Annotated in this window: 15 protein-coding genes; 5 read left to right on the top strand and 10 right to left on the bottom strand. The window is 75.8% G+C overall.

Annotated features, from left to right (window positions below; genetic code table 11):
* Window positions 1-205 precede the first annotated feature (205 nt).
* A complete protein-coding gene (lanKC, locus tag ACIPW5_RS27450) occupies window positions 206-2,812 on the top strand; it encodes a class III lanthionine synthetase LanKC (protein ID WP_401250134.1) in 2,607 nt (868 codons plus the stop codon).
* Window positions 2,813-3,110: 298 nt separating this feature from the next.
* Here lanKC and ACIPW5_RS27445 read toward each other — a convergent pair whose 3' ends face one another.
* A complete protein-coding gene (locus tag ACIPW5_RS27445) occupies window positions 3,111-3,494 on the bottom strand; it encodes an SSI family serine proteinase inhibitor (RefSeq protein ID WP_401250132.1) in 384 nt (127 codons plus the stop codon).
* 122 nt (window positions 3,495-3,616) lie between these two features.
* Here ACIPW5_RS27445 and ACIPW5_RS27440 point away from each other — a divergent pair, with 122 nt between their 5' ends.
* Window positions 3,617-5,221 carry an amidase family protein gene (locus ACIPW5_RS27440; RefSeq protein WP_401250129.1) on the top strand — a complete coding sequence of 535 codons (1,605 nt, stop codon included), beginning with the start codon at window positions 3,617-3,619 and terminating at the stop codon, window positions 5,219-5,221.
* The gene (locus ACIPW5_RS27435; protein ID WP_401250127.1) at window positions 5,196-5,978 is read left to right on the top strand and encodes a GNAT family N-acetyltransferase; all 783 of its coding nucleotides are present in this window, start codon (window positions 5,196-5,198) and stop codon (window positions 5,976-5,978) included. Before ACIPW5_RS27440 ends, ACIPW5_RS27435 begins: the two co-directional genes overlap by 26 nt.
* Before the next feature lie 52 nt (window positions 5,979-6,030).
* Here the strand turns inward: ACIPW5_RS27435 and ACIPW5_RS27430 are convergent, their stop codons facing one another.
* Complete coding sequence (locus ACIPW5_RS27430; protein ID WP_401250124.1) at window positions 6,031-7,530, bottom strand: DHA2 family efflux MFS transporter permease subunit; 1,500 nt, start codon at window positions 7,528-7,530, stop codon at window positions 6,031-6,033.
* 278 nt (window positions 7,531-7,808) lie between these two features.
* On the opposite strand from ACIPW5_RS27430, the gene ACIPW5_RS27425 reads away from it, so the two are divergent.
* Window positions 7,809-8,855, top strand: a complete 1,047-nt coding sequence (locus ACIPW5_RS27425) for a BTAD domain-containing putative transcriptional regulator (RefSeq protein WP_401250123.1) — start codon at window positions 7,809-7,811, stop codon at window positions 8,853-8,855.
* 24 nt (window positions 8,856-8,879) lie between these two features.
* On the opposite strand, the gene ACIPW5_RS27420 is transcribed toward ACIPW5_RS27425, so the two are convergent.
* The 5 genes from ACIPW5_RS27420 to ACIPW5_RS27400 all read right to left on the bottom strand — a co-directional run bounded on the left by ACIPW5_RS27420 (window position 8,880) and on the right by ACIPW5_RS27400 (window position 16,388).
* Complete coding sequence (locus ACIPW5_RS27420) at window positions 8,880-10,469, bottom strand: alpha/beta fold hydrolase (protein ID WP_401250120.1); 1,590 nt, start codon at window positions 10,467-10,469, stop codon at window positions 8,880-8,882.
* A gap of 12 nt (window positions 10,470-10,481) precedes the next feature.
* The gene (locus ACIPW5_RS27415) at window positions 10,482-12,038 is read right to left on the bottom strand and encodes an alpha/beta fold hydrolase (protein WP_401250118.1); all 1,557 of its coding nucleotides are present in this window, start codon (window positions 12,036-12,038) and stop codon (window positions 10,482-10,484) included.
* A gap of 166 nt (window positions 12,039-12,204) precedes the next feature.
* On the bottom strand, window positions 12,205-13,620 hold the full coding sequence (locus ACIPW5_RS27410; protein ID WP_401250116.1) for an amidase: 1,416 nt from the start codon (window positions 13,618-13,620) through the stop codon (window positions 12,205-12,207).
* A 111-nt stretch (window positions 13,621-13,731) separates the two neighbouring features.
* Entirely contained in the window at window positions 13,732-14,928 is a 1,197-nt protein-coding gene (locus ACIPW5_RS27405) for a M20 family metallopeptidase (RefSeq protein WP_401250114.1), read from the bottom strand.
* A complete protein-coding gene (locus tag ACIPW5_RS27400; protein WP_401250111.1) occupies window positions 14,925-16,388 on the bottom strand; it encodes an MFS transporter in 1,464 nt (487 codons plus the stop codon). The genes ACIPW5_RS27405 and ACIPW5_RS27400 overlap by 4 nt, the downstream gene beginning before the upstream one ends.
* A gap of 370 nt (window positions 16,389-16,758) precedes the next feature.
* Between ACIPW5_RS27400 and ACIPW5_RS27395 the strand changes: the two genes are divergently transcribed.
* Window positions 16,759-17,736 carry an Lrp/AsnC family transcriptional regulator gene (locus ACIPW5_RS27395; RefSeq protein ID WP_401250108.1) on the top strand — a complete coding sequence of 326 codons (978 nt, stop codon included), beginning with the start codon at window positions 16,759-16,761 and terminating at the stop codon, window positions 17,734-17,736.
* Here the strand turns inward: ACIPW5_RS27395 and ACIPW5_RS27390 are convergent, their stop codons facing one another.
* From ACIPW5_RS27390 to ACIPW5_RS27380, 3 genes are read right to left on the bottom strand one after another with little or no spacing between them, the layout of a single operon-like run.
* Window positions 17,737-18,771: a pyridoxal-phosphate dependent enzyme gene (locus ACIPW5_RS27390; protein WP_401250106.1), complete on the bottom strand. Its 1,035-nt coding sequence runs from the start codon at window positions 18,769-18,771 to the stop codon at window positions 17,737-17,739.
* Complete coding sequence (locus ACIPW5_RS27385; protein ID WP_401250103.1) at window positions 18,692-19,726, bottom strand: GHMP kinase; 1,035 nt, start codon at window positions 19,724-19,726, stop codon at window positions 18,692-18,694. The genes ACIPW5_RS27390 and ACIPW5_RS27385 overlap by 80 nt, the downstream gene beginning before the upstream one ends.
* Window positions 19,723-20,562 carry a Rossmann-like domain-containing protein gene (locus ACIPW5_RS27380; RefSeq protein WP_401250101.1) on the bottom strand — a complete coding sequence of 280 codons (840 nt, stop codon included), beginning with the start codon at window positions 20,560-20,562 and terminating at the stop codon, window positions 19,723-19,725. Before ACIPW5_RS27380 ends, ACIPW5_RS27385 begins: the two co-directional genes overlap by 4 nt.
* Between the last annotated feature and the right edge of the window lie 8 nt (window positions 20,563-20,570).

The following is a 20,570-nucleotide window of genomic DNA, read 5'->3' as shown; positions in this document are numbered from 1 at the left end:
ACATGGGGAAGAGTCCCCCATGTTTTCCACCCGGTCACGACGCGGCTTCGAGCGGACCTCCAGTCCCCCGTGGTGCCGGGGAGGGCGATCCCGCCCGATACCGGTCACATGGCGCCCCCGAACCGTTTCCATACCTGCCGCTCCTAGCGTCCGGCACGACCGATGCGGCCGCCCGTCCCCCGCCCCGACCCCGCGAGGAGATCCCGTGCTCGAAGGCTTCGCCGAAGCGCTCGCGGACCGGGAGTACTTCCTGCCGCCGGCCGCCGCGGCCGACCCCGGGCCGCGCTTCGCCCCCGGCGAGGTCCCGCCGGGGGTGCGCGGCACCGAGCGGGGCATCTGGACGGTGTGGGGCGGTCCGCGGACCGGGTCCGCCGGGCAGGGCTTCGCCGAGCAGGGTTGGAAGATCCACGTGTCGGCCCGGCTGGACCGGGCGCAGCACGTGCTCGACACCGTCGCCGGGATCTGCTTCTCCGAGGGCGTTCCGTTCAAGCACCTGAGCGCCCGGCTGTTCTTCCTGCTCCTCCACCACAAGCACGCCGGGCGGGCCCAGGCGGGCAAGTTCTGCGCCGTCTACCCGCCGGACACGGAGACCGCCCGCCGGCTGCTGGAGCGGCTGCGCGACGCGCTCGACGGGGAGGAGGGCCCGTACGTCCTCACCGACCGGCGCTTCCGCGACTCGCGGACGGTCCACTACCGCTACGGCTCCTTCGGCGCCCGCAGCCGGCTGCGGGCCGACGGCACCCGCGAGGGGCTGGTCCGCGACGGGTCCGGCCGCGAGGTGGTGGACCTGCGGCTGCCCGCCTTCCACCTGCCCGCCGGGATCGAGGACCCCTTCGTCGAGCGGGAGGAGCCGCCGCACGCGGGCCCGGTCCTGATCCGCGACTACGAGGTGACCGGCGCGGTGCGCCTGGGCAACGCCGGCGGCGCCTACCGCGCCCGGGACCTGCGGACCGGGCGCGCCGTCTTCCTCAAGGAGGCCCGCGCCCACAACGGCCTGGTCCTCGACGGGACCGACGCGCAGCAGCGGCTGCGGCACGAGCACCGCGTGCTGCGCGAGCTGCACGCGGCCGCGCCCGGGGTGGGCCCGGAGCCGCTGGACCACTTCACGGAGTGGGAGCACGACTTCCTCGTCACCGAGTACGTGGCGGGGCAGCCGCTGGTGGCCTGGCTCAGCCGGTCCTCGCCGCTGGCCCGCGCCGACCGCACGGCCGGGTCCGTCGCCGCGTACTACGCGCAGTGCCGGCACCTGCTGGCCGCGCTGGACGCCTCGCTGGAGCGGCTGCACGGCGCCGGCTACCGGTTCGGCGACCTCAGCCTCGGCAACGTCCTGGTCACCCCGTCGGGCGGGGTCCGGCTGGTGGACTTCGAGGCGGCCTCGGCGCTGTCCGGGGCGCCCTCCCCGATGGGCACCCCGGGGTTCACGCCGCCGCCCGGCCCGCCCGGGTCCGCCGCCGATCCGCTGCTGCGGGACCGGTACGGCATGTCGGCGGTCGCTCTCGCCCTCCTGGCGCCGTTCAACGAGACCGCCCAGCACGCGCCCGCCAACCTGGCACTGCTGCACCGCGACCTGGCGGACGTGGCTCCGCCGCAGGACCTGTGGCGGCGGGCGACCGCCTTCCACCCGGCCGGGGACCGGGCGCCGGACCGGGACGCGCCCGGCCGGCCGCCCTCCCCCGCCGAGGTGGACGCCGATCCGCGCGGCTGTCTCGTCCGGCTGGCCCGGGAGGTGACGGCGGGCCTGCTGGAGACGGCCGACGCGGGCCGGCCGGAATGGGCCTTCCCGCCGTCGCCCGAGGCGTTCCACACCAACAACGTGTGCCTGGCCTACGGCACGGCCGGGGTGGTGTACGCCCTGGAGCGTTCCGGGACACCGGTGCCGGAGGAGATCCTCGAACGGCTGCGCCGCGACGCGCTGGCGCTGCGCGGGGCGCTGCCGCCGGGGCTGCTCGTCGGATCGGCCGGCATCGCCCGGGTGCTGGCCGTCCTCGGCCGCCCGGAGGAGGCCGCCGACCTGCTCCGGGACGCCGACCGGCACCCGCTCACCGCCTCCTGCGGCACCCTGGCCGGCGGGCGGGCCGGGGTCGGCCTGGGCTGGCTCGCCCTGTACCGGCTGACCGGGGAGAGCGGCCACCTGGAGCGGGCCGCGGCCGCCGGGGAGGCACTGTTGCGCACCCCCGACCCGGCCGCCGTCATCGGCGAGCACGACGCCCGCGGCCTGCTGCACGGCCGCTCGGGGCTCGCCCTCTTCCTGCACCGCCTGGCCGGCGACACCGGCGAGGCCCGCTGGCTGGAGGCGGGCCGCCGGCTGCTCCACCAGGAGCTGGACCGTACCTTCGCGCTGGACGACGGCACGCTGTCGGTCTCCGACGACGCGCGGTTCACCCGGGCCATGCCGTACCTGGCCACGGGCGCTGCCGGGGTCGCGGCGGTGCTCACCCGCTACGTCGCCACCGCGCCGGACGTGCGCTCGGCCGCGGCGCTGCCGCGGCTGGTCGCCGGCGTCCGGGTGTCCTGCGCGACGAAGGAGGCGGGCCTGTACCGGGGACTGGCCGGGCTGGCCTGGTTCCTGACCGGACACGCCGAGCTCACCGGCACGGACGCCGCGCGCGCGGACGCCGTGCGGGCCGCGACGGGGCTGCTGAAGTACGCCGTCCCGTACCGGGGCGGGGTCCGCTTCCTCGGGGCGGGCTCGCAGCGCTTCACCGCCGACCTGTCCAGTGGCGGGGCCGGTGTCCTCCTGGCCCTCCGCCGCCTCCTGGACGGCCCGCTCCTGACGGCCGGCCCGCGGCCCGGGGCGCGCCCCCTCCCATGAACGCCCGGCGCGGCGGCGAGCAGCTCCGCGCCCGGGTACGCAGTGACCGACCGACCCGCCCCCGAGAGGAATGAGGAGACCACCCATGAGCCAGATCCTCGCGCTCCAGTCGCTGGACACCGAGCCGGAGACCCACGCCCTGCCGCCGTGCTTCAGCGTGGCCTGGAGCATCAGCGACATCTTCCCCGAGCCGATGTAACGGGCCGCCGGAACGGGACGTCACCCCGGTGGGCCGGGACCGGTGGCGGGGCCACCGGTCCCGGCCCGGTGCGTTCGCCGCCCGTCCGGCGGCCGCGGGTCAGAAGTCGAAGACCTTGCCGGTCGCGAGGGCGAGCAGGCAGTCGTTCGCGTAGGTCGTGCGCCAGTGGACCGCGCGCCCCCGGTAGCTGCCGTCCGCGGTCGCGGTGACCCACGAGGAGTCGTTCGAGCACAGGGCCGTCTCCTGGCCCGGCAGCCGGTCGAAGTCTCCGTCCGCGGCGGCCAGCTCGGCACAGGCCGCCGCCCGGTGCGGGTGGGCCGGGCCCGGCCGGGCGGGGCAGTCGAGCAGGACGGAGGCGGCGCCGCCGCCCAGGGGCCGGGTGACGGTGAGCCGGATGTGGGCATCGGCGGCCGGGGGCGGCGCGGCAGCGGCCGGGACGGCGGTGGCGAGCACCGCTCCGAGGGCGAGGACGGTCTTCTTCACGGGCGTTCCAACGCGGACGCCCCCGCCGAGGTCACCGCACGGGGGGTGCGGAGCACCCGGCGGCGTGAAGAGGCGCAGAAGTCCCTTGTGCCCGCTGTTCCTCCTGGAGTGGGCTGTGTCCCATGAAGAAGCGAAGTGCCGCGGCGCTGACCGCGGCCCTGGCCCTGGCACCCCTCCTCGCGGCGGGCGGCACGGGGCAGCGTGCGGCGGCCGCCGAACCGGGGGCCGGGACGGCGCTCCTGAAGGGGGTCGACCTGGACTCGGTGACCATCCCGGAGCTCCAGGCGCGGATGGCCCGCGGGGCCCTGACCTCGACGGAGCTGACCCGGGCGTACCTCCGGCGGATCGAGACGGTCGACCCGCGGATCAACTCGGTGCTGCGCACCAGCCCGACGGCCCTGCGCCAGGCGGCCGACAGCGACGTCCGGCACCGCCTGGGGAAGGTGCGCGGCCCGCTCGACGGCATCCCCGTCCTGCTGAAGGACAACGTGGACACCCGCGACATGCCGACGACGGCCGGTTCCCTGGCGCTGGCCGGAAGTCCGCCGGTCCGGGACGCGGAGCTGGTCGGGAGGCTGCGCGCGGCGGGCGCGGTGGTCCTCGGCAAGGCCAACCTGTCCGAGTGGGCCAACTTCCGTGCGGCGAAGCCGACGTCGGGCTGGTCGGCGGTGGGCGGGCAGACGCGCAACCCGTACGTCCTGGACCGCAATCCGTGCGGGTCCTCCGCGGGCTCGGCCGCCGCCGTCGCGGCGTCGCTGGCGCAGGTGGCGGTCGGCACCGAGACGGACGGCTCCATCGTGTGCCCGGCCGGGATGAACGGGGTCGTGGGGCACAAGCCCAGCCTCGGACTGGTCGGTCAGGCAGGTGTCGTCCCGATCTCCGCCGAGCAGGACACGGCCGGTCCCATGGCGCGCAGCGTCGTCGACACGGCGATCGCCTTCGCGGTGCTCAGCGGCCACGCGGCCGCGGGCACCGACGGGGCCTTCGGCCTCACCGGGGAGGACGCCCGCACCGGCGGGCTGCGCGGCAAGCGGATCGGCCTGTGGCGCCTCCCCTCGCTCGGAGCCGGGGTGGACGCCCTGATGACCCGCACCACGGAGCGGCTGCGTGCCGCGGGGGCGCAGGTCGTCGAAGTGACCCCGCCGTACCAGGACCGCCTCGCCGAGCTGGAGTTCCCGGCCCTGCTGAGCGAGTTCCACCGGGACGTCGACGCCTACCTCGCCACCCGCGACGGGCCGCGCGACCTCGCCGGGCTGATCCGGTTCAACCGTACGCATCCGGCCGAACGGGCCTGCTTCGCCGGCCAGGAGCTGTTCGAGCAGGCCCTGGCCGCCCCGCCCACCACGGACCCCGGCTACCGGGCCGTGCGCGCGGAGCTGAAGGACCTGTCCCGGCGGTCGATCGACGAGACCATGGCCGCCCACGGCCTGGACGCCATCGCCGCCCCCACGAACCCGCCCGCCTGGACGACCGACTGCGCGCGGGGCGACAACGACGTGATCCCGTCCTCCACCCCGGCCGCCGTCGCCGGCTACCCCTCGCTGTCCGTGCCCGCCGGGTTCGTCGGGGAGCTGCCGGTCGGCCTGCTCCTGATGGCCGGAGACCGGCAGGACGCCGGGCTGCTGTCGCTGGGGGCGGCGGTGGAGCGGCGCCTCGACGCCCGGCGCGCACCGCGCTACCTGCCCTCGGTGGGATCCGGCGGTGCGGAGCACGCCCGTGGCCGGTGAGGAGCTCCGGCGGGCCGTCGGGTTCCTGTCGGGGTTCGCCCGGCGGCAGGCCGGGCGGGTGAGGGAACTCCCGGGCGGCTTCGCCGTGTTCGACGACCGTTTCGCCGGCTCCTGGTCGCACAACCAGGTCGTGGTCGACCGGACGGACGTGGATCCGGCGGCCTTGCCGGGCCTGGTGGACGAGGCGATGGCCGAGCGCCCGTTCCGTAGCGTGTCCGTCCTGGACGGGGAGTTCGGCCGGGCCTGCGCCGAGCCGCTCCGGCGGGCCGGCTACCGGCATTCCACGTACCTGCTGATGCTGCACACCGGCCCCGTGGCCGGGGGCGGGGGTCCGGTCGGCGAGGTGTCCCCGGAGGAGATCCGGGCACCGCTGGAGGCGAGCTGGCGGAGCGCGCTGCCGCAGGCCGGAGAGGAGGTGGTCCGCATGCTCGTCGACCGGCGCGTGACCCGCCTCCGGGGTGCCGAGCGGGTGTGCCTCCTCGGCTCCCGGGCGCGGAACGGCGAGGTGGCCGCCTGGACGGACCTCTACCTGGAACCGGGCCCCGGGATCGCCCAGGTCGAGGACCTGATGACCGCCGAGGGACACCGGCGCCGGGGCCACGCCGACGCGGTGCTGGCCGCCGCGCTGCGCCGGGCGGCGGACGCGGGCTGCCGTACCCGCTTCCTGACCGCCGACGCCGACGACTGGCCCCGCCACTGGTACGCCCGGCGGGGCTTCGCCGTCATCGGGCACACCCACGGCTTCGAACGCACCTGACCCGGCGGACCGGAGCGCGCCGGGGCCGCCCCGTGAGCCGGGCCGCGCGGCGTCAGACGGGGTTCTCGGCGGCCTTGTCCGGCGTGGTGTCGCCCGCGTCCTGGGCCTGCGGGGCGGCCGGCGGCTCCGGTACGGGAGGGGTGCGGACCAGGAGCGCGACCAGCACGGTCAGTGCGCCGAGTACCGCGCCGACGCCGAACCCCCACCGGATGCCCGTGGCCAGGGCGCCGGTGGCGTCGGAGCCGTCGGCCGCCGCGGTGGCGGTGTGTCCCGTCATGACGCTGATGACCAGGGCGGTTCCGGCGGCGGCCGCGACCTGCTGGAGCGAGCCCAGGATGGCGGAGCCGTGGGGGTACAGGTGCGGCGGCAGTACGGTCAGCCCCGAGGTGAAGACGGGGGTGAAGACGAACGCCATGCCGGCGCTCAGGGCCACGTGGAGGCCGAGCACCAGCCACGGCGAGGTCCCCTCGCCGGTGAGGGCGAACAGCGCCAGGCAGAGCGCCGTGACCACGGCTCCGGGTACGACCAGGCGCGGTGCGCCGACCCGGTCGTAGAGCTTGCCGACCTGCGGTCCGAGCAGGCCCATGGTCAGGCCTCCGGGGATGAGGAGCAGCCCGGTCTGCAGCGAGGTCAGGCCGCACACCTCCTGGAGGTAGATCGGCAGGAGGATGAACGCGCCCATCAGGCCCATGAAGGACAGGCACATCAGGGCGAGGGCCACCGAGAAGTGCCGGAAGGTCAGGGCGCGCAGGTCGAGCAGCGGTGTGGACGAGCGCTGCAGGGCCAGCTGGCGCCAGACGAACAGGGCCACCAGTACGGCGCCGACCGCGGTCGTGGCCGCCGGGGACACGGGGGCCTGGGAGGCGTCCCCGGCTCCGAGCTCGCTCAGGCCGTAGACCAGGGCACCGAAGCCCGCCGCCGCCAGCGGGACGGACGGCCAGTCGATCGGGCCGGCCTGCGGCTCGCCGACGTTGACCAGGGTGCGCCGGCCGAAGACGGCCATGGCCCCCGCGATGGGCAGCACGGCCAGGAACAGCAGCCGCCAGCTCCCCAGCTGCAGCAGCACGCCGGAGACGGCGGGGCCGAGGGCGGGTGCGACGGAGATGACGAGGGTGATGTTGCCCATGACGCGGCCGCGGTCCTGCGGGGGCACGAGGGTCATCAGGGTCGTCATGAGCAGCGGCATCATGACGGCGGTGCCGCTGGCCTGGACGACGCGGGCGGCCAGCAGCACCGGGAAGGCGGGGGCGGCCGCGGCCAGGGCCGTACCGGCGAGGAACAGTGCCATGGCCAGACCGAAGGCGGTCCGGGTGGTCACGCGCTGGAGGAACCAGCCCGTGACGGGGATGACGACGGCCATGGTGAGCATGAAGGCCGTGGACAGCCACCCGGCGGCCGCCGCGGTGACCTCGAACTCGCGCATGAGCCTCGGGATCGCGTTGACCATGATCGTCTCGTTGAGGAAGACGACGAACGTGGACAGCACGAGGACCCGCAGCACTGCGGTGACGCGGGCGGGCGGATGGGCGGGCGTTGCGGGGGGTACGGACATGGTGCCTTCCGTCGGGTGGGCTTCCTGCGCTGGTGACCGGTCACCAGGGCAGACCTCGGCGCCGGCGAGAACTCATCGGTGTCACCCGATCCTGTCGGCAGCGCCGCCCGGGCTCAAACCATTTTGTCGGCCCGGACCGGGCCGCGCGTCACTCCGGAGGGTTCCGGATGTCCACGCCCGGGCGGGCGCCCCTAGCGTGGCGCCGCCGGACGGTCCGGCGGTCCGGTGCGGTCCGGTGCGGTGCTCCGGCCGGCCGGACGGGACGGAGGGCGGGGTCAGTGACGCCGACGACCGCGGCCCCGCTGGGGGACCCGGAGCGGGAGGTGCTCGCGGCGGTGGGCTGCGGGCTGCGGGACGACGAGATCGCCGCCGCCCTGGCCCTCCCGGAGGAGTCCGTGGCCGAGCACCTCGCGCGGATCCTGGTGAAGCGCGGCCTGCGCGACCGGGCCGCCGCCATCGTGCACGCCTTCGACTGCGGGCTGGCCGTGCCCGGGCGCGGTCCCCGTACGCGGCCCTCCGGGCCAGTGCCGCCGGCCGGGCCGCGGGTGCGGATCCGCCTGCTCGGTCCGCTGGGGGCCTGGCAGGACGGGCGGCGGGTCCCCCTGGGGCACCTGCGCCAGCAGGCGGTGCTGGCGGCGCTGGCGCTGGGGGCGGGGCGGACGCTCAGCCGGTGCGAGCTGCTGGACGGAGTGTGGGGGGCGGAGCCGCCGGCCGCGAACGTGGTGCCGGTGTACGTCTACCGGCTGCGCAAGGCGCTGCGGGCCGGGAGCGGCCCGGACCCGGTGATCGAGCACGGCCCGCGCGGGTACCGGCTGGCCCCCGGGGCGGCCGACGTGGACGCCGTACGGCTGGAGGAGCTGGCCGCGGAGATCGGGGCGGCGGACCGGGCCGGGGACGCGGACGAGGCCGTCCGGCTGTGTTCACGGGCCCTGGACCTGTTCCGCGGGGAGCCCCTGGCCGGCCTGCCCGGGCCGCTCGCCGAGCTGGAGCGGCTGCGGCTCACGGAGCGCCGGCTCGGCATCGCGCAGCGGAAGCTGGAGCACCAGCTGCGGCTGGGCCGGTGCGCGGAAGCGGCGGCCGAGCTGTTCGCCCTGTCCGCGGCGCACCCGCTGAACGAGGCGGTGTCGGCGATGCTGATGCGCGCGCTGCTGCGCGGGGGCCGGCAGGCCGACGCGCTGGCCGTGTTCGACCGCACGCGCCGCCTGCTGGCCGACGAGCTCGGCGTTCCGCCGGGCCCGATGCTGCGGCGGACGTACCGGATGGTGCTGCACGGGGCCGCAGCTCCGGGCCGGACACGTCGGGGAGGGGCGGGGGAATCCCGATGACCCGGGAGGCGGACGGCCGGGCCGTCAGGGCCCGGTCTCGAACGCGGGGGCTTTGAGGCCCTTCAGGCAGGACGTGTCCGGCGCCGCCGGGTCGTCGAAGAAGGAGACGGTGATGTGCTGGGCGCACTCCGAGCTCGCGAACACCACGTGGGGTTCGTAGGGGACCGTCACGACGTGGGCCCTGCTCAGGGTCCGGGCCACGTACGGGCCGTTGTCCGCGCCGGTCTGGGCGTCGAACCCGCCGGAGAGGGCGAGGGTGGGGATGTCGCCGTCCGTGGTGTCACGGATCGAGCTCGGCGCCGCGGGGACCTTCCAGACGTCGCAGTCGGGCCGCAGGGAGTTCAGCTGCGGGGCCTGCTCCTGTACCGAACGGGGGAAGGACGGGAAGGCTTTGCGGCCCGCCTCGACGGCCTGGGCCTGGGTCTCGTACGGGATCCACTCGCTGCAGAAGACCCCGTAGACGAGCCCGTGGGAGGTGGCGCCGACGGCCTGGGGGGCGAGTCTCCATCCCGCCCACTGCCGGGCGATCCGCTCCGGCTTGCCGCGTGCCAGTTCGTCGAGGGCGCGGGGGACTTCGGTCGCCGTGTGGGTCGCGGAGGTCAGCCAGGTCACCAGGGCTCCGCCGTCCAGGACGACCTTCACGGGTTCCTTCCGGCCGGGGACGGTGACGGTGGTGGTGACCGGTTCGGCTTCGAGCCGGCGGACGAGGCGTTCGAAGGTGGCCGGCAGGTTCGGGTAGCGGCTGTTGCAGGCGGGCTGCTCCGCGCAGGCCTTGAACAGGCCGTCGAAGCCCTGTCGGGCGCTGCTCCAGGCCGCCGCCGAACCGCCCCTGGAGGGCGGCAGGATGCCGTCCAGGCCGACTGCCCGGATGCCGTCCGGGTGCAGGCGCATGTACACCAGCGCCAGGTGGGTCCCGTAGGAGATGCCGAAGACGTTCCATTCCTTCAGGCCCAGCGCGGTGCGCAGGTCCGCGAGGTCGGCGGCGCTCTCGGTGTCGTTGTACGCGCCGAGGTCGGCGCCGAGGGCCGCCAGCCGGTCGCGGCACGCCTTCGTGGCCTGGACGTGCAGGGTCTCGGTGGACGGCGCGTCGTAGACGAGGCCGACGACGCGCGCGTTGAACTCGTCGACGTTGGGGCAGGTGAGCGCCGGGTCGGCCGAGTAGGTGCCCCGCTGGGACATGAGGATCACGTCGCGGTCGCGGTTGAGGCCGCCGTCGACCGCCAGCTTCGCTTCTCCGACCGCGTCGTCGCCCGGTCCGCCGGCGAGCCAGACGATCGGGTCGGGCTTCGGCTGCGCGGCCTCGGCCGGGAGGACCGCGACACCGAGCTCGATGGTGCGGCTGCCGGGCTTGGCCCGGTTCTCGGGCACGGTGAGCGTGCCGCAGCGGGCCCCTTCGAGTTCGGGGACGGGGTGCTGGGTCTTCGGGCAGGGGCCGGGCCGGTAGGTGGCGTCGCCCGCCTTCCCGGCGGTCGTGCCGATCGGCCCTCCGGTGTCGTCCTGTGCCTGGGCGGGTGCGGCCAGCAGGCCGGTGAGGAGCAGTCCGGTCGCGGCGCCGGCCGCGGTGGCGCGGATCCGGCGTGCGGTGCGGTGCCGGGGCACGCGTGCGGAAGCCATCTGTCCTCCCGGTCACTTCGGGGTGATCGTGAACGGCTGTGGGGTGAGACCGGCGACGCAGCCGGTGTCGGGTGCGGTCGGACGGGCCAGGAAGGAGGCCAGGACCTGCTGTGCGCACTTCGACTGGGGGACCACCCAGTGCCCGATCCCGGGGACCAGCACGGAGGTGGAGCGGGACAGGGTGCGGGAGGCGTCCTTCGCGTAGTTCGCCCCGGTCTTCATGTCGAAGCTCCCGGAGATGACGAGCGCCGGTACGGAGCTGACGGTGGCCACCCGGTGCCGGGCCGCGTTGTCCGCGACCTTCCAGGCCTTGCACACGCCGTACTCGAAGGGCAGTTGCGGGGCTTGGGCCAGGACCGTGCGCGGCCATCCGGGGAAGGCCTCGCGCCCGGCGGCCAGTACGTCGGGTTCCGAGGTGCCCGGTACCCACTCGGCGCACGCCACCGACTGGGTCAGGCCGTGCGCGGTCTGGCCGGTGGGCTGGACCGCGTCCTTCGCACGGCCCTGGGCGAAGCGCTGCGGGTTGCCCCGGCCGAGTTCGTCCAGGGCGGCCGGGAGGTCGACGGGCCTGACGTTGTACCCGACCATCATGTTGAGCAGGGTGCCTCCGTCGAGGACGACCTCGACGGGCTTCCCGCCGGCCGGCGCGGTGGCGTTCAGCGTCAGGGGCCGGGCCTCCAGCTCGGCGATCTGCCGGTCCAGGGTCGTGCGGAGGCCGGGGTAGCGGCTCTTGCAGGCGGGCTGGGCCGCACAGGCGTCGAAGACGGCGTCGATTCCTTCCCGGGCGCTGCTCCAGCCCCACGGGAGGACCGTGACCTGCGGGGGGCTGGGCGAGTCGAGGCCGACCGCGCGGATCCCCCGGGGGTGCAGGCGCAGGTAGGTGAGGGCCAGGTTGGTGCCGTAGGAGTATCCGTAGACGTTCCACTGCGGGATGCCGAGGGCGGTGCGCAGGTCGGCGAAGTCCGCTGCGTTCTCGGTGCTGTTGTAGGCGCTCAGGTCGGTCCCGTCGGCGGTGAGGCGGTTGCGGCACTCCGCGTAGGCCGTCAGCAGGAGCCGCTCGGCCTCCTTCGCGTCCCAGCCGAAGGCGACGGTCTTCTCGTTGGCCCGGTCGACCTCCGGGCAGGCGAGGTTCGGCCGGTCGTAGAGGTTGCCGCGCTGGGCCATGACGATCAGTTCGCGGTCCTTGTTGAGCCCGGACTCGATCAGGAAGGGGATGTCGTCGAAGGTGTCGGCGCCGGGTCCGCCCGCCATGAACACCACCGGGTCCGGGGCGGGTTCCGCCGAGACGGGCTTGATGACCGCCACGGCGAGCCTGATGGTCCGGCCGCCGGGGCGGGAGCGGTTCTCGGGGACTTCCAGGTAGCCGCAGCGGGCCGTGGCCAGCGCCTCGATCGGCTCGGGGGTGCGGGGGCAGGGGCCGGGAACGAAGCGCGGCCCGGCAGCCGTCGCGCCGGTGCCGGCGGGCTGCCCGGGTGCGGTGGCGGAGGCGCCGCCCGCCGCCGGGCCGAGGGCCGGCAGGCAGGCGAGGGCGGCCGCGGCGGCCGCGGTGGTGAGGGTGTGCTTCGCCATGGCGGATCCCCGCTCCCCGGCCGACTTCCCCGAGCTGCCCTGCTGGACGGTGCCCAGCGGTGCGGTGGGAACGCACACCACCGACGCTACCGTCCGGTCGGGGCCCCTGCACATCGGCCGCCGGGTGCCGCCGCGGCCCCGGTCCGGGGCCGGTCGGGCGGCGGTGTCAGCGGTCCTGGATGCGCCGGAACGGCTGCTCGGCCTCCAGCTGGAAGGCGATCTCCAGCAGCTTGCGTTCGCCGCCGGGGCGGGCGGAGAACATCACGCCGACGGGCAGTCCGTCGTCGGTCGCGGCCGGGGCGGGGAGCGAGACGGACGGGGTGCCGACGACGTTGTCGACCGGGGTGAAGGCCACGTAGGCGAGGATCCGCTCGATCAGCGTCGGGTAGGCGACGGCCGGGCTGAGGTGGCCGATCCGCGGCGTGGCGTGGGCGAGGACGGGCGTGAGGACGAGGTCGAGGCCGCGGAAGGCGGCCGCGTACGCCTCCCTGGTGCGCCGCAGCCTGCGCAGCACCCCGGGGGTGCGCAGCCAGTTCTCCAGGTAGGTCTCGCGCAGGCCCCGGCTGAGGGGGTCCATGCGGGTGCGGTCGAAGTCGGTGCCGAGGGTGCGGCCCGTGACGCCGATGAGGAAGGACAGCATGCCCCAGTAGGTGAGGAAGTCTTCGGTGAAGGCGGGGTCGATGGCCATCTCCACCGGTTCCACGGTGTGCCCGAGCCCCTGGAGCACGGACACCGTCCGGGTGACCGCCTCGCGGGTGGCGGCGTCGGACCGGACGCCGTTCGGCGAGTCCGCCAGGAAGCCGATGCGCAGCCGCTGCCCCGAGGGGCCTTCGGCCAGGCCCACCGGCGGCAGCGCGGGGTTGCGCCAGTACGTCTCGGCGGCGGCGAGGAAGGCGGCGGCGTCGCGTACGGAGCGGCTCACGACGCCGTCGCAGACGAGGTCGAGCGGCAGCCGGCGGCTCTGGTCGTTGGGCACGACCCGGCCGCGGGTGGGCTTGAGGCCGACGAGTCCGCAGCAGGCGGCGGGGATCCGGATCGAGCCGCCGCCGTCGTTGGCGTGCGCGAGGGGCACGGCTCCGGCGGCGACGAGCGCCGCCGCCCCGCCGGAGGAGCCGCCGGCGGAGTGGCCGGTGTGCCACGGGTTGCGGACCGGCTCGGCGTCCTCGTACTCGGTGGTCGGGCTGAAGCCGAACTCGGGCAGCCGGGTCTTGCCCAGCACCGTGACGCCGCTGCTGAGGAACTGCCGGGCGAACGGCGCGTGCCGCCGGGCGGCCCGGGGCCGGAAGGCCTCGCTGCCGTGGCCGGTGGGCAGGCCCTGGTAGTCGGTGTTGTCCTTGACGAAGGTCGGCACGCCCGCGAAGGCGCCGGCCGCAGCGCCCGTGGGGGCGGGGGTGTCCGCGTACGACTGGACGGCGTGGAGCCGGTCCTCGACCGACCGGACCCGTTCCCGCGCGTCCCGGGCGGCCTCGGCGGCGGAGACCTCGCCCCGCCGGATCGCCGCGGCGAGGCCGACGGCGTCGTGCTCGCCCAGGGCGTCGTCCCGGAACGCGTGCACCCTGGTCCGGTCGTCGAAATCGGTCACCGCTGATCAGCCCCCGCCGTGTGAGTGGTCGTCGCCCGCCATCATTGCCTACCGAGGAGTAACACGGGAGGGGTTCAGCGGGTCGGACGGCTCAGCGGGTGCGGTACGAGGTCACCGGACGGCCGCGGGGGCGTCCCGGCGGGCGGCCAGGCGGGCGAGCAGGGAGCGCCGGTGCTCCGGCGCGGTCGCCAGGTCGATGGCCGTCCAGGCCATGAGCAGGCCCCCGTCGAGCACGGCCCGGTCGGCCTGGGCGGAGGTCCCGTACCGGGTGAACTCCGGGTTGTGCATGATCGCGTCCCCGCAGTCGTAGCCGATCATGGGGTGGATGGTGGGCACGAGGTGGGAGACGTTGCCCATGTCCGTCGAGCCGCCCCGCAGGGTCGGGTCCAGGTCCTGGACGCGGCGGCCGAGCTCCCGGGCGGCGCTGAGGTAGCTCCGGCCCATGGCGAAGTCCTGGCGCAGGTCGGCGTAGTCGTTCCCGACGGTCTCCAGGGCGAGCTCGGCACCGGTGGCCAGGGCCCCGGCCTCGAAGCAGGCCCGGACGCGGGCCTGGAGCTCGGCGAGCTCCTCGCTGGTGACCGCCCGGCAGTCGTACTCGGCGGCGGTGCTGTCGGGGATGACGTTCGCGGCGTCACCGCCCCGGGTGACCACCCCCGACACCACGGCCCCCGGCCGCATCTGCTGCCGGTACGCGGCGATGGCGACCTGGGCGATCATCATGGCGTCGGCGGCGTTCACGCCGCGTTCGGGCATCGCGGCGGCGTGCGCGGCGCGCCCGGTGTAGCCGACCTGCCAGCTGCTGATGGCGAGCGAGCTCATGCCCACGGAGTCGGAGGGGGCCGCGTGCACCATCATCGCGGCGGCCACGTCGTCGAAGGCGCCCTCGCGCAGCATGTCGACCTTGCCGCCGCCGGACTCCTCGGCGGGGGTGCCGAGGAGTTTGACGGTGATGCCCAGCTCGTCGGCGAGCGGGGCCAGGGCGAGGGCGGCCGCCACGGAGGCGGCGCCGTTGACGTTGTGGCCGCAGGCGTGGCCGATGCCGGGGAGTGCGTCGTACTCGGCGCAGATCCCGATCACGAGCTCGCCGCTGCCGGCGGTGGCGCTGAAGGCGGTGGGCAGGCCGTACGCGCCGCGGGTCACGTCGAAGCCGGCCCGCTCCACCAGGTCGGTGATGCGGCGGGCGGCGCGGTGCTCCTCGTAGGCGAGTTCGGGGTCGGCGTGCAGCGCGTGGCTGAGGCCGAGGACGGCGTCCTGGCGGGTGGTCAGGAAGGCGCGGGTGCGTCCGCGCAGCAGGTCGGTGGTCTTCATCGGTCCTCCCGCGGCGGCGTGCGGTAGAGCAGGGCGAGGGCGGCGCCGGCCAGCGAGACCAGGGCGCAGACGGTCCAGGAGACGGTGTAGGCGCTCGCCTCGGGGAGCAGGCTGCCGGGCCGGGTGTGGGCCGCGAACACCGTCAGCACGGCGGCGGCGCCGATGGACCCGCCCACGTTGATGAGGAGTTCGTTGATGCCGGAGCCCACCGAGGTGCGGTCGCGCGGTACGCATTCCACGGCGAGCGTGCGGGTGGAGTGCTGGAGGAAGCCCGTGCCGAGGCCCGCGACGGCGGTGCCGGCGAGGAAGAGGACCAGGTCGGTGTGGAAGGACAGCGACAGCAGGTAGCCGACGGCCATCAGCAGCGAGCCGGCGGCCAGGGTGAGCCGGTCGGTGATCGCGGCGGCCACGGTGGGCGCGATGAGCGCCCCGAGGGTGAGGGCCAGCAGGTTGGGCAGGGTGGCCAGGGCGGTCCCGAAGGGGTCCAGGCCCAGCCCGTAGCCGTGCGCGGCCGGGTCGGTCCCCATGAAGACGGCGTTGGCGACCATCAGCCCGATCATGCAGAAGGTGAAGGTCAGCGTGACCAGCGAGACGGTGACCACGCCCCGGCGGCGGAACATCCGTACGTCGATCATCGGGTCGGCCGTGCGCAGTTCCACCCGAACCCACAGCGCGGTGACGAGCGCGCCGCCGACGAGGCAGGCCAGGGTGCGGGCGGAGGTCCACTCCCAGCCGGGGGCGCCGCCGAGGCCGAGGCCCAGCATGACGGCGGTCAGGCCGGCGCAGAGCAGGACGCCGCCCGCCCAGTCGACCCGGCCGCCGGGCCGGTGCTCCGATTCGGGCAGCAGCGGCCAGGTGGCGGCGAGGGCCACGGTGGTGGCGACGGCGGGGACCCACAGGGCCGCCGTGGGGCTGTCGACGGCTCCGGCGACGAAGCCGCTGGCGACGAGACCCAGCGCGAGGCCGGCGACGAGCGCGGCGACCATGACGCTGATGCCGCGCCGGCTCTCCTCGTCGCCGCCGCCCCGGCTGCGGTTGCGGTTGCGCAGGATGCCGACGAGCAGCGGGAAGAAGCCGGCGAAGGCGCCCTGGAGGATCTGCCCCGCGAGGAGGGTGGTGAAGTCGCGGCTGAGGCCGACGAGCACGGAGCCGAGCAGCACGATCAGCAGGTTCCAGCGCAGCACGCGGCGGTGGCCGTGGAGGTCGCCGAGCCGGGAGAGGACCGGGGTGAAGGCGACGCTGGCCAGCAGGTTCGCGACGCTGATCCAGTTGAGGTCCGCCGCGGTGACGCCGAGGGTGTCGGTGAGGCCGCGCAGCAGGGGCGAGAGGAAGCCCTGGGTGATGCCGCTGGAGAGCTCCACGAGCACCACGGAGGCGATGACGGCGCCGGCGGGGGTGGCGCGGAGGCCGGGAGGGCGTCCGGCCGGGGCGTGCGCGGGTCTGGCGTCCGTGTCCGTCATACGTATCACCTGTCCGGGATGCGGCCGTGCGGCCGGGGCGGGGAGGGGGCGGGCCGCCTGCGGGGGCGGCAGCCGCACCACAATGTCCGGTGCGGGTCGGCGCCCGGGCAAGAGTGGGGCGCATAATCGGGTGAACGGGGCACGGACCCCGCGGGCGACGGCGGATTCCGGCATCTCGGGGGCCCTGCGGGCGGGGCTCGGGCACCGGCCGCGGGACCCTTCGGGCTGCCGTAACCTGACCCGCCGCACCCCGCGGCCGGCCGGTCGCGCCGGTTCGGCGGGGGCCGCCGGGTGCCGCCGGGCGGCTCGCGGCCGGTACGGCGGAGCCCGGCACGGCGGGCCGCCGGGGCCGACAGGTCTGGAGGGAACCATGGACACCACCGCCGCCCCGCCCGACCTCGACGCCGTCGACCACGCGGTGCTGCGGATCCTGCACCGGGACCCGCGCGCCGCCTTCGCCGACGTGGCCGAGGCGGTCGGGGTGCACGAGCGGACCGTCGCCCGCCGCCTGGAGCGGATGACCTCGACCGGGTACGTCCGCTTCACCGCCGCGCTCGTCCCCGAGTACCAGGGCGAGGGGATCACCGCGGAGCTGGCCGTGCGGTGTGCTCCCGGGCGGGTCCACGAGACGGCGCTGACCCTCGCCCGGCGGCCCGAGACCCGGTCCGTGGAGGTGGCGACGGGCGGCCTGGAGGTGTTCGCCGAGCTGAACGCGCCCGGCCAGGACGCGCTGCTGACCCTGGTGGACTCGGTGATCGGGCGGCTGGACGGGGTGGTGGACGTGCACTCCAGCGTGGTGCTGCGGCTGCTGCTGACCGCCGGGGACTGGGCCCCGTACGACGAGGAGCCGACCGAGGTGCGCCGGCTGGCCATGGCGGGGCTGGAGCTGCCCGCGCCGCTCGCCGTGGACGGTCTGGACCGGCGGCTGGTGGAGCTGCTGGGCCGGGACGCCCGCATGTCGACGACCCGTCTCGCCCGCGAGCTCCAGGTCGGCGAGACCACCGCCCGGCGCCGCCTGGCCCGCCTGATGACCTCGCACATCCTGCACCTGCGGCTGCTGGCGGATCCGGCGGTGCTCGGCTATCCGGTGGAGGCCCGGTTCCGGATCGCGGTGTCGCACCGCCGGCTGGGTGCGGCGGTGCGGGTGCTCGCGGGCGAGCCCGCGGTGCGCCACCTGGTCGTCACCACCGGGGACGCCGGGCTCCTCGGCTACTCCAGCCACCGCGACCTCGCGGACCTGCACGCCTTCACCTCCCGCGTCTTCGCCCGGCTGGGCGCGGCCGCCCGCGTGGAGACCGCCCTGTTGATGCGCACCTACAAGCGGGCCGGGGCCGCGGAGCGCGCCTGATCAGGCCTGCCCTCCCCGTGACCCCCGGGGGTCCGGCCGGCGGTTCCAGCGCATGCGGGACCACGGCAGGGACAGCTCGTCCGTGCCGGTGACCTCGCGCGGTGCGAGGTCACCGACGCGGGCGGCCTCGCGGTGGCGGGCGTAGACGGAGTCGACGTAGCGGTGGCCGGTGTCGGCGGCGACGAAGACGACGGTCCGGTCCGGGGCGCGCCCGCGTTCGTGGCGGGCCGCCAGGTAGCCCGCGCCGGTGGACAGCCCCGCGAAGACCGCGTGCCGGCGCAGCAGGTCGACGCCGCCGGCGAGGGCCGCGTCGAAGGAGATCCAGTGCAGGGTGTCGTACAGCTCGTGCGCCACGTTCCCGAAGGGGATGGAGCTGCCGATGCCCGCGATGATGATCTCGGGGTCGCCGACGTGCTCCGCGCCGAAGGTGACGCTCCCGTACGGCTGTACGCCGACCAGCTCCACGTCCGCGCCGCCGCCCGCTCCCGCTCCCGCGCGCAGGCGGGCGGCGAGGGCGCCGGTGGAGGCCCCCGATCCGACCCCGCCGACGAGGGTCAGCGGGCCGTCGCCGACCTCTTCGCGGATCCGGTCGGCGACGGCCCGGTAGCCGAGGTAGTGGACGTCGTCGTGGTACTGCCGCATCCAGTGGTACTCGGGGTGTTCGGCCAGGATCTCGTGGATCCTGGCGACCCGCCGCTTCTGGTCGAGCTTGAGGTCGCTGCACGGCTCCATCCGCTCCAGCGTCGCGCCGAGCACCGCGAGCTGGACGCCGAGGGTGCGGTCCACGGTCGTCGAGCCGACGATGTGGCAGCGCATGCCGTACCGGTGGCAGGCCAGGGCGAGGGCGTAGGCGTAGATCCCGCTGGAGCTGTCCAGCAGGGTGTCGCCGCGCCGTACGGCGCCGGTGTCCAGCAGGTGGCGCACCGCCGCGAGGGCCGAGACCGCCTTCATCGTCTCAAAGCGCAGGCAGACGAGCCGCTCGTCGAGCCGTACCAGGTCCGGGCGGCCGACCGCCTCCGCGATGTGCTGGTCCATGGGGGATCTCCTCGGTGGTGGTGAAGGTCCGGGTGGCGGGGATGCCGTGGGCTTCCAGGGCGCGCAGGCAGGAGCGCACGCGGTGGCGCAGACCGGGTGCGGCCGGGTCGAACAGCAGGCCCGCCACGGCCCCGCTGTGCGCGATCTGCACGCCCGCCGCCCCGACCCGCCGGGCGACGGCGGTGAGGTCCTCGAACTCCGGGTGGGCCAGCACGCGCTGGCCGGTCCGGGCGCTGGCGGTGGCGACCTCGCCGAGCAGCCGGACGTCGCCCGTGGCCACCGCCCGGCGCAGCAGCGCGCGCAGCCGCTCGAAGGCCCGCACCTCGTCCGCGCCGGCCTCGGCGGGCGGGCGCACGGACAGGGACAGGGTGTCCACGGGCGCGCCGCCGCCGAGGGCGCAGCCCACCACGACCAGCGGCGGGAGGGCCGGGCCGAGGACCTCCAGGACGCGGCCCTCGCGCTGGGCGAAGAGCACCGGCCGGCCGTCCAGCATCAGCGGGTCGCTGGCCCGTTCCGCGCGTACGGCCAGCCGGGCGACCGTCTCCGGCGGCAGCCGCATCCCGTACCCGTCGGCGACCGCGCGCACGGCGGCGATCACGTCGCTGGTGGAACTGCCCATGCCCAGGCCCACCGGGATGCCGCCGGTGAGCCGCAGCTCACCGCCACAGGCGGGCCGGCCGGAGCGCCCGGCGCACTCCGCGACCGCGAGGGCGGCGGCCCGCGCGGCCTTGGTCCGGCCGGCGGGCACGACGGTGAGGTCCTGCGGGGCGGTGCCGGGGCGCGGGTGGAAGCGGGCGCGGCTGCCGGGGCCGGCCATGGGGAGGGTGACCAGGCCGGCGCAGCGGCGCCCGGCGCCGTCGAGGAAGATGCCCTGGAGGATCTCCCCGTGGTGGCAGGGGGCGCGCCCGGTGCCCGCGCGCAGCACACCGGGGGCGGTGCGGGCGGCGGGGATCACGCGCGGTCCGCCGTCCGGTAGCGGTACAGGATCGTCTCCCCGGCGCTGAACTGGGAGAAGGGAAACGGTTCTGCGGACAGGGCGGTCACCCCGGAGCCGAGGAAGGCCCGGGCCACCGCGCTGCCGCTCTGCGCGTAGACGACCAGCGGGACGCCCCGGGAGCGGCAGCGCTCCAGGATGGTGTCGAACGAGCCGTTGCCCAGGGTCATTCCGGTGGCCACGACGGCGTCGGCGCGCTCCAGCACCTCGTGCATGTCGTCGGTGACCCGGTCGCCCCACTGGGTGGTCCTCAGGTTGAAGTCGCAGGGCAGCGGCTCGCCCCCGCGCTTGCGGATCGCCGCGACCAGCGGGTTGACCACCCCGATGAGGCCGACCGTGGCGCCCTCCTCGATGTCGAGGAGGCCCGCGATGGCCGCGTCCCTGGCCCCTGCGCGGAGTTCCGGGGTGCCGGCGGGCAGGGCGACGGGTTCGGCCGCGCCCGCGGCGGCGGCCTCGGCGTGCGGGCGCACCGCGCCGAGGTAGGCGTCGAGCGCGGCGATCCGCAGCGGCCGGGGGGCCTCGCGCAGCAGGACGTCGAGCGGGGCGCCGGAGTGGTCGCGGCAGACTGCGGGGTCGATCTGCCCGGCCTCGAAGGCGCAGCCGCCGAAGGCGGCGCCGAGGCGGACCAGGACGTACTGGTTGAGGTAGGTGGTGTCGCCGCCGGCCAGCCGGGTGCCGTGGTGGATCCAGAAGACGCTGGTGGCCGTGAGTCCGGACGGGAGCGGGCCGTGGGCTCCGGCGAGGACGGCCTCGACGAGGGAGTCGACGTCGTGGGCGGTGTCGGTGGTGCTGTGCACGGATGTCC

Source organism: Streptomyces sp. NPDC090077, assembly GCF_044747545.1.
Taxonomy (GTDB): domain Bacteria; phylum Actinomycetota; class Actinomycetes; order Streptomycetales; family Streptomycetaceae; genus Streptomyces.
Note: the sequence above shows the minus strand (reverse complement) of the source record. Positions and strands in the feature narration are given on the sequence as shown.

Coding starts and splice junctions, on each gene's coding strand:
- ACIPW5_RS27440 (WP_401250129.1), top strand. CDS start 3,617: ATGAAGAAGCGAAGTGCCGCGGCGCTGACCGCGGCCCTGGCCCTGGCA.
- ACIPW5_RS27430 (WP_401250124.1), bottom strand. CDS start 7,530: ATGTCCGTACCCCCCGCAACGCCCGCCCATCCGCCCGCCCGCGTCACC.
- ACIPW5_RS27420 (WP_401250120.1), bottom strand. CDS start 10,469: ATGGCTTCCGCACGCGTGCCCCGGCACCGCACCGCACGCCGGATCCGC.
- ACIPW5_RS27415 (WP_401250118.1), bottom strand. CDS start 12,038: ATGGCGAAGCACACCCTCACCACCGCGGCCGCCGCGGCCGCCCTCGCC.
- ACIPW5_RS27405 (WP_401250114.1), bottom strand. CDS start 14,928: ATGAAGACCACCGACCTGCTGCGCGGACGCACCCGCGCCTTCCTGACC.
- ACIPW5_RS27400 (WP_401250111.1), bottom strand. CDS start 16,388: ATGACGGACACGGACGCCAGACCCGCGCACGCCCCGGCCGGACGCCCT.
- ACIPW5_RS27395 (WP_401250108.1), top strand. CDS start 16,759: ATGGACACCACCGCCGCCCCGCCCGACCTCGACGCCGTCGACCACGCG.
- ACIPW5_RS27390 (WP_401250106.1), bottom strand. CDS start 18,771: ATGGACCAGCACATCGCGGAGGCGGTCGGCCGCCCGGACCTGGTACGG.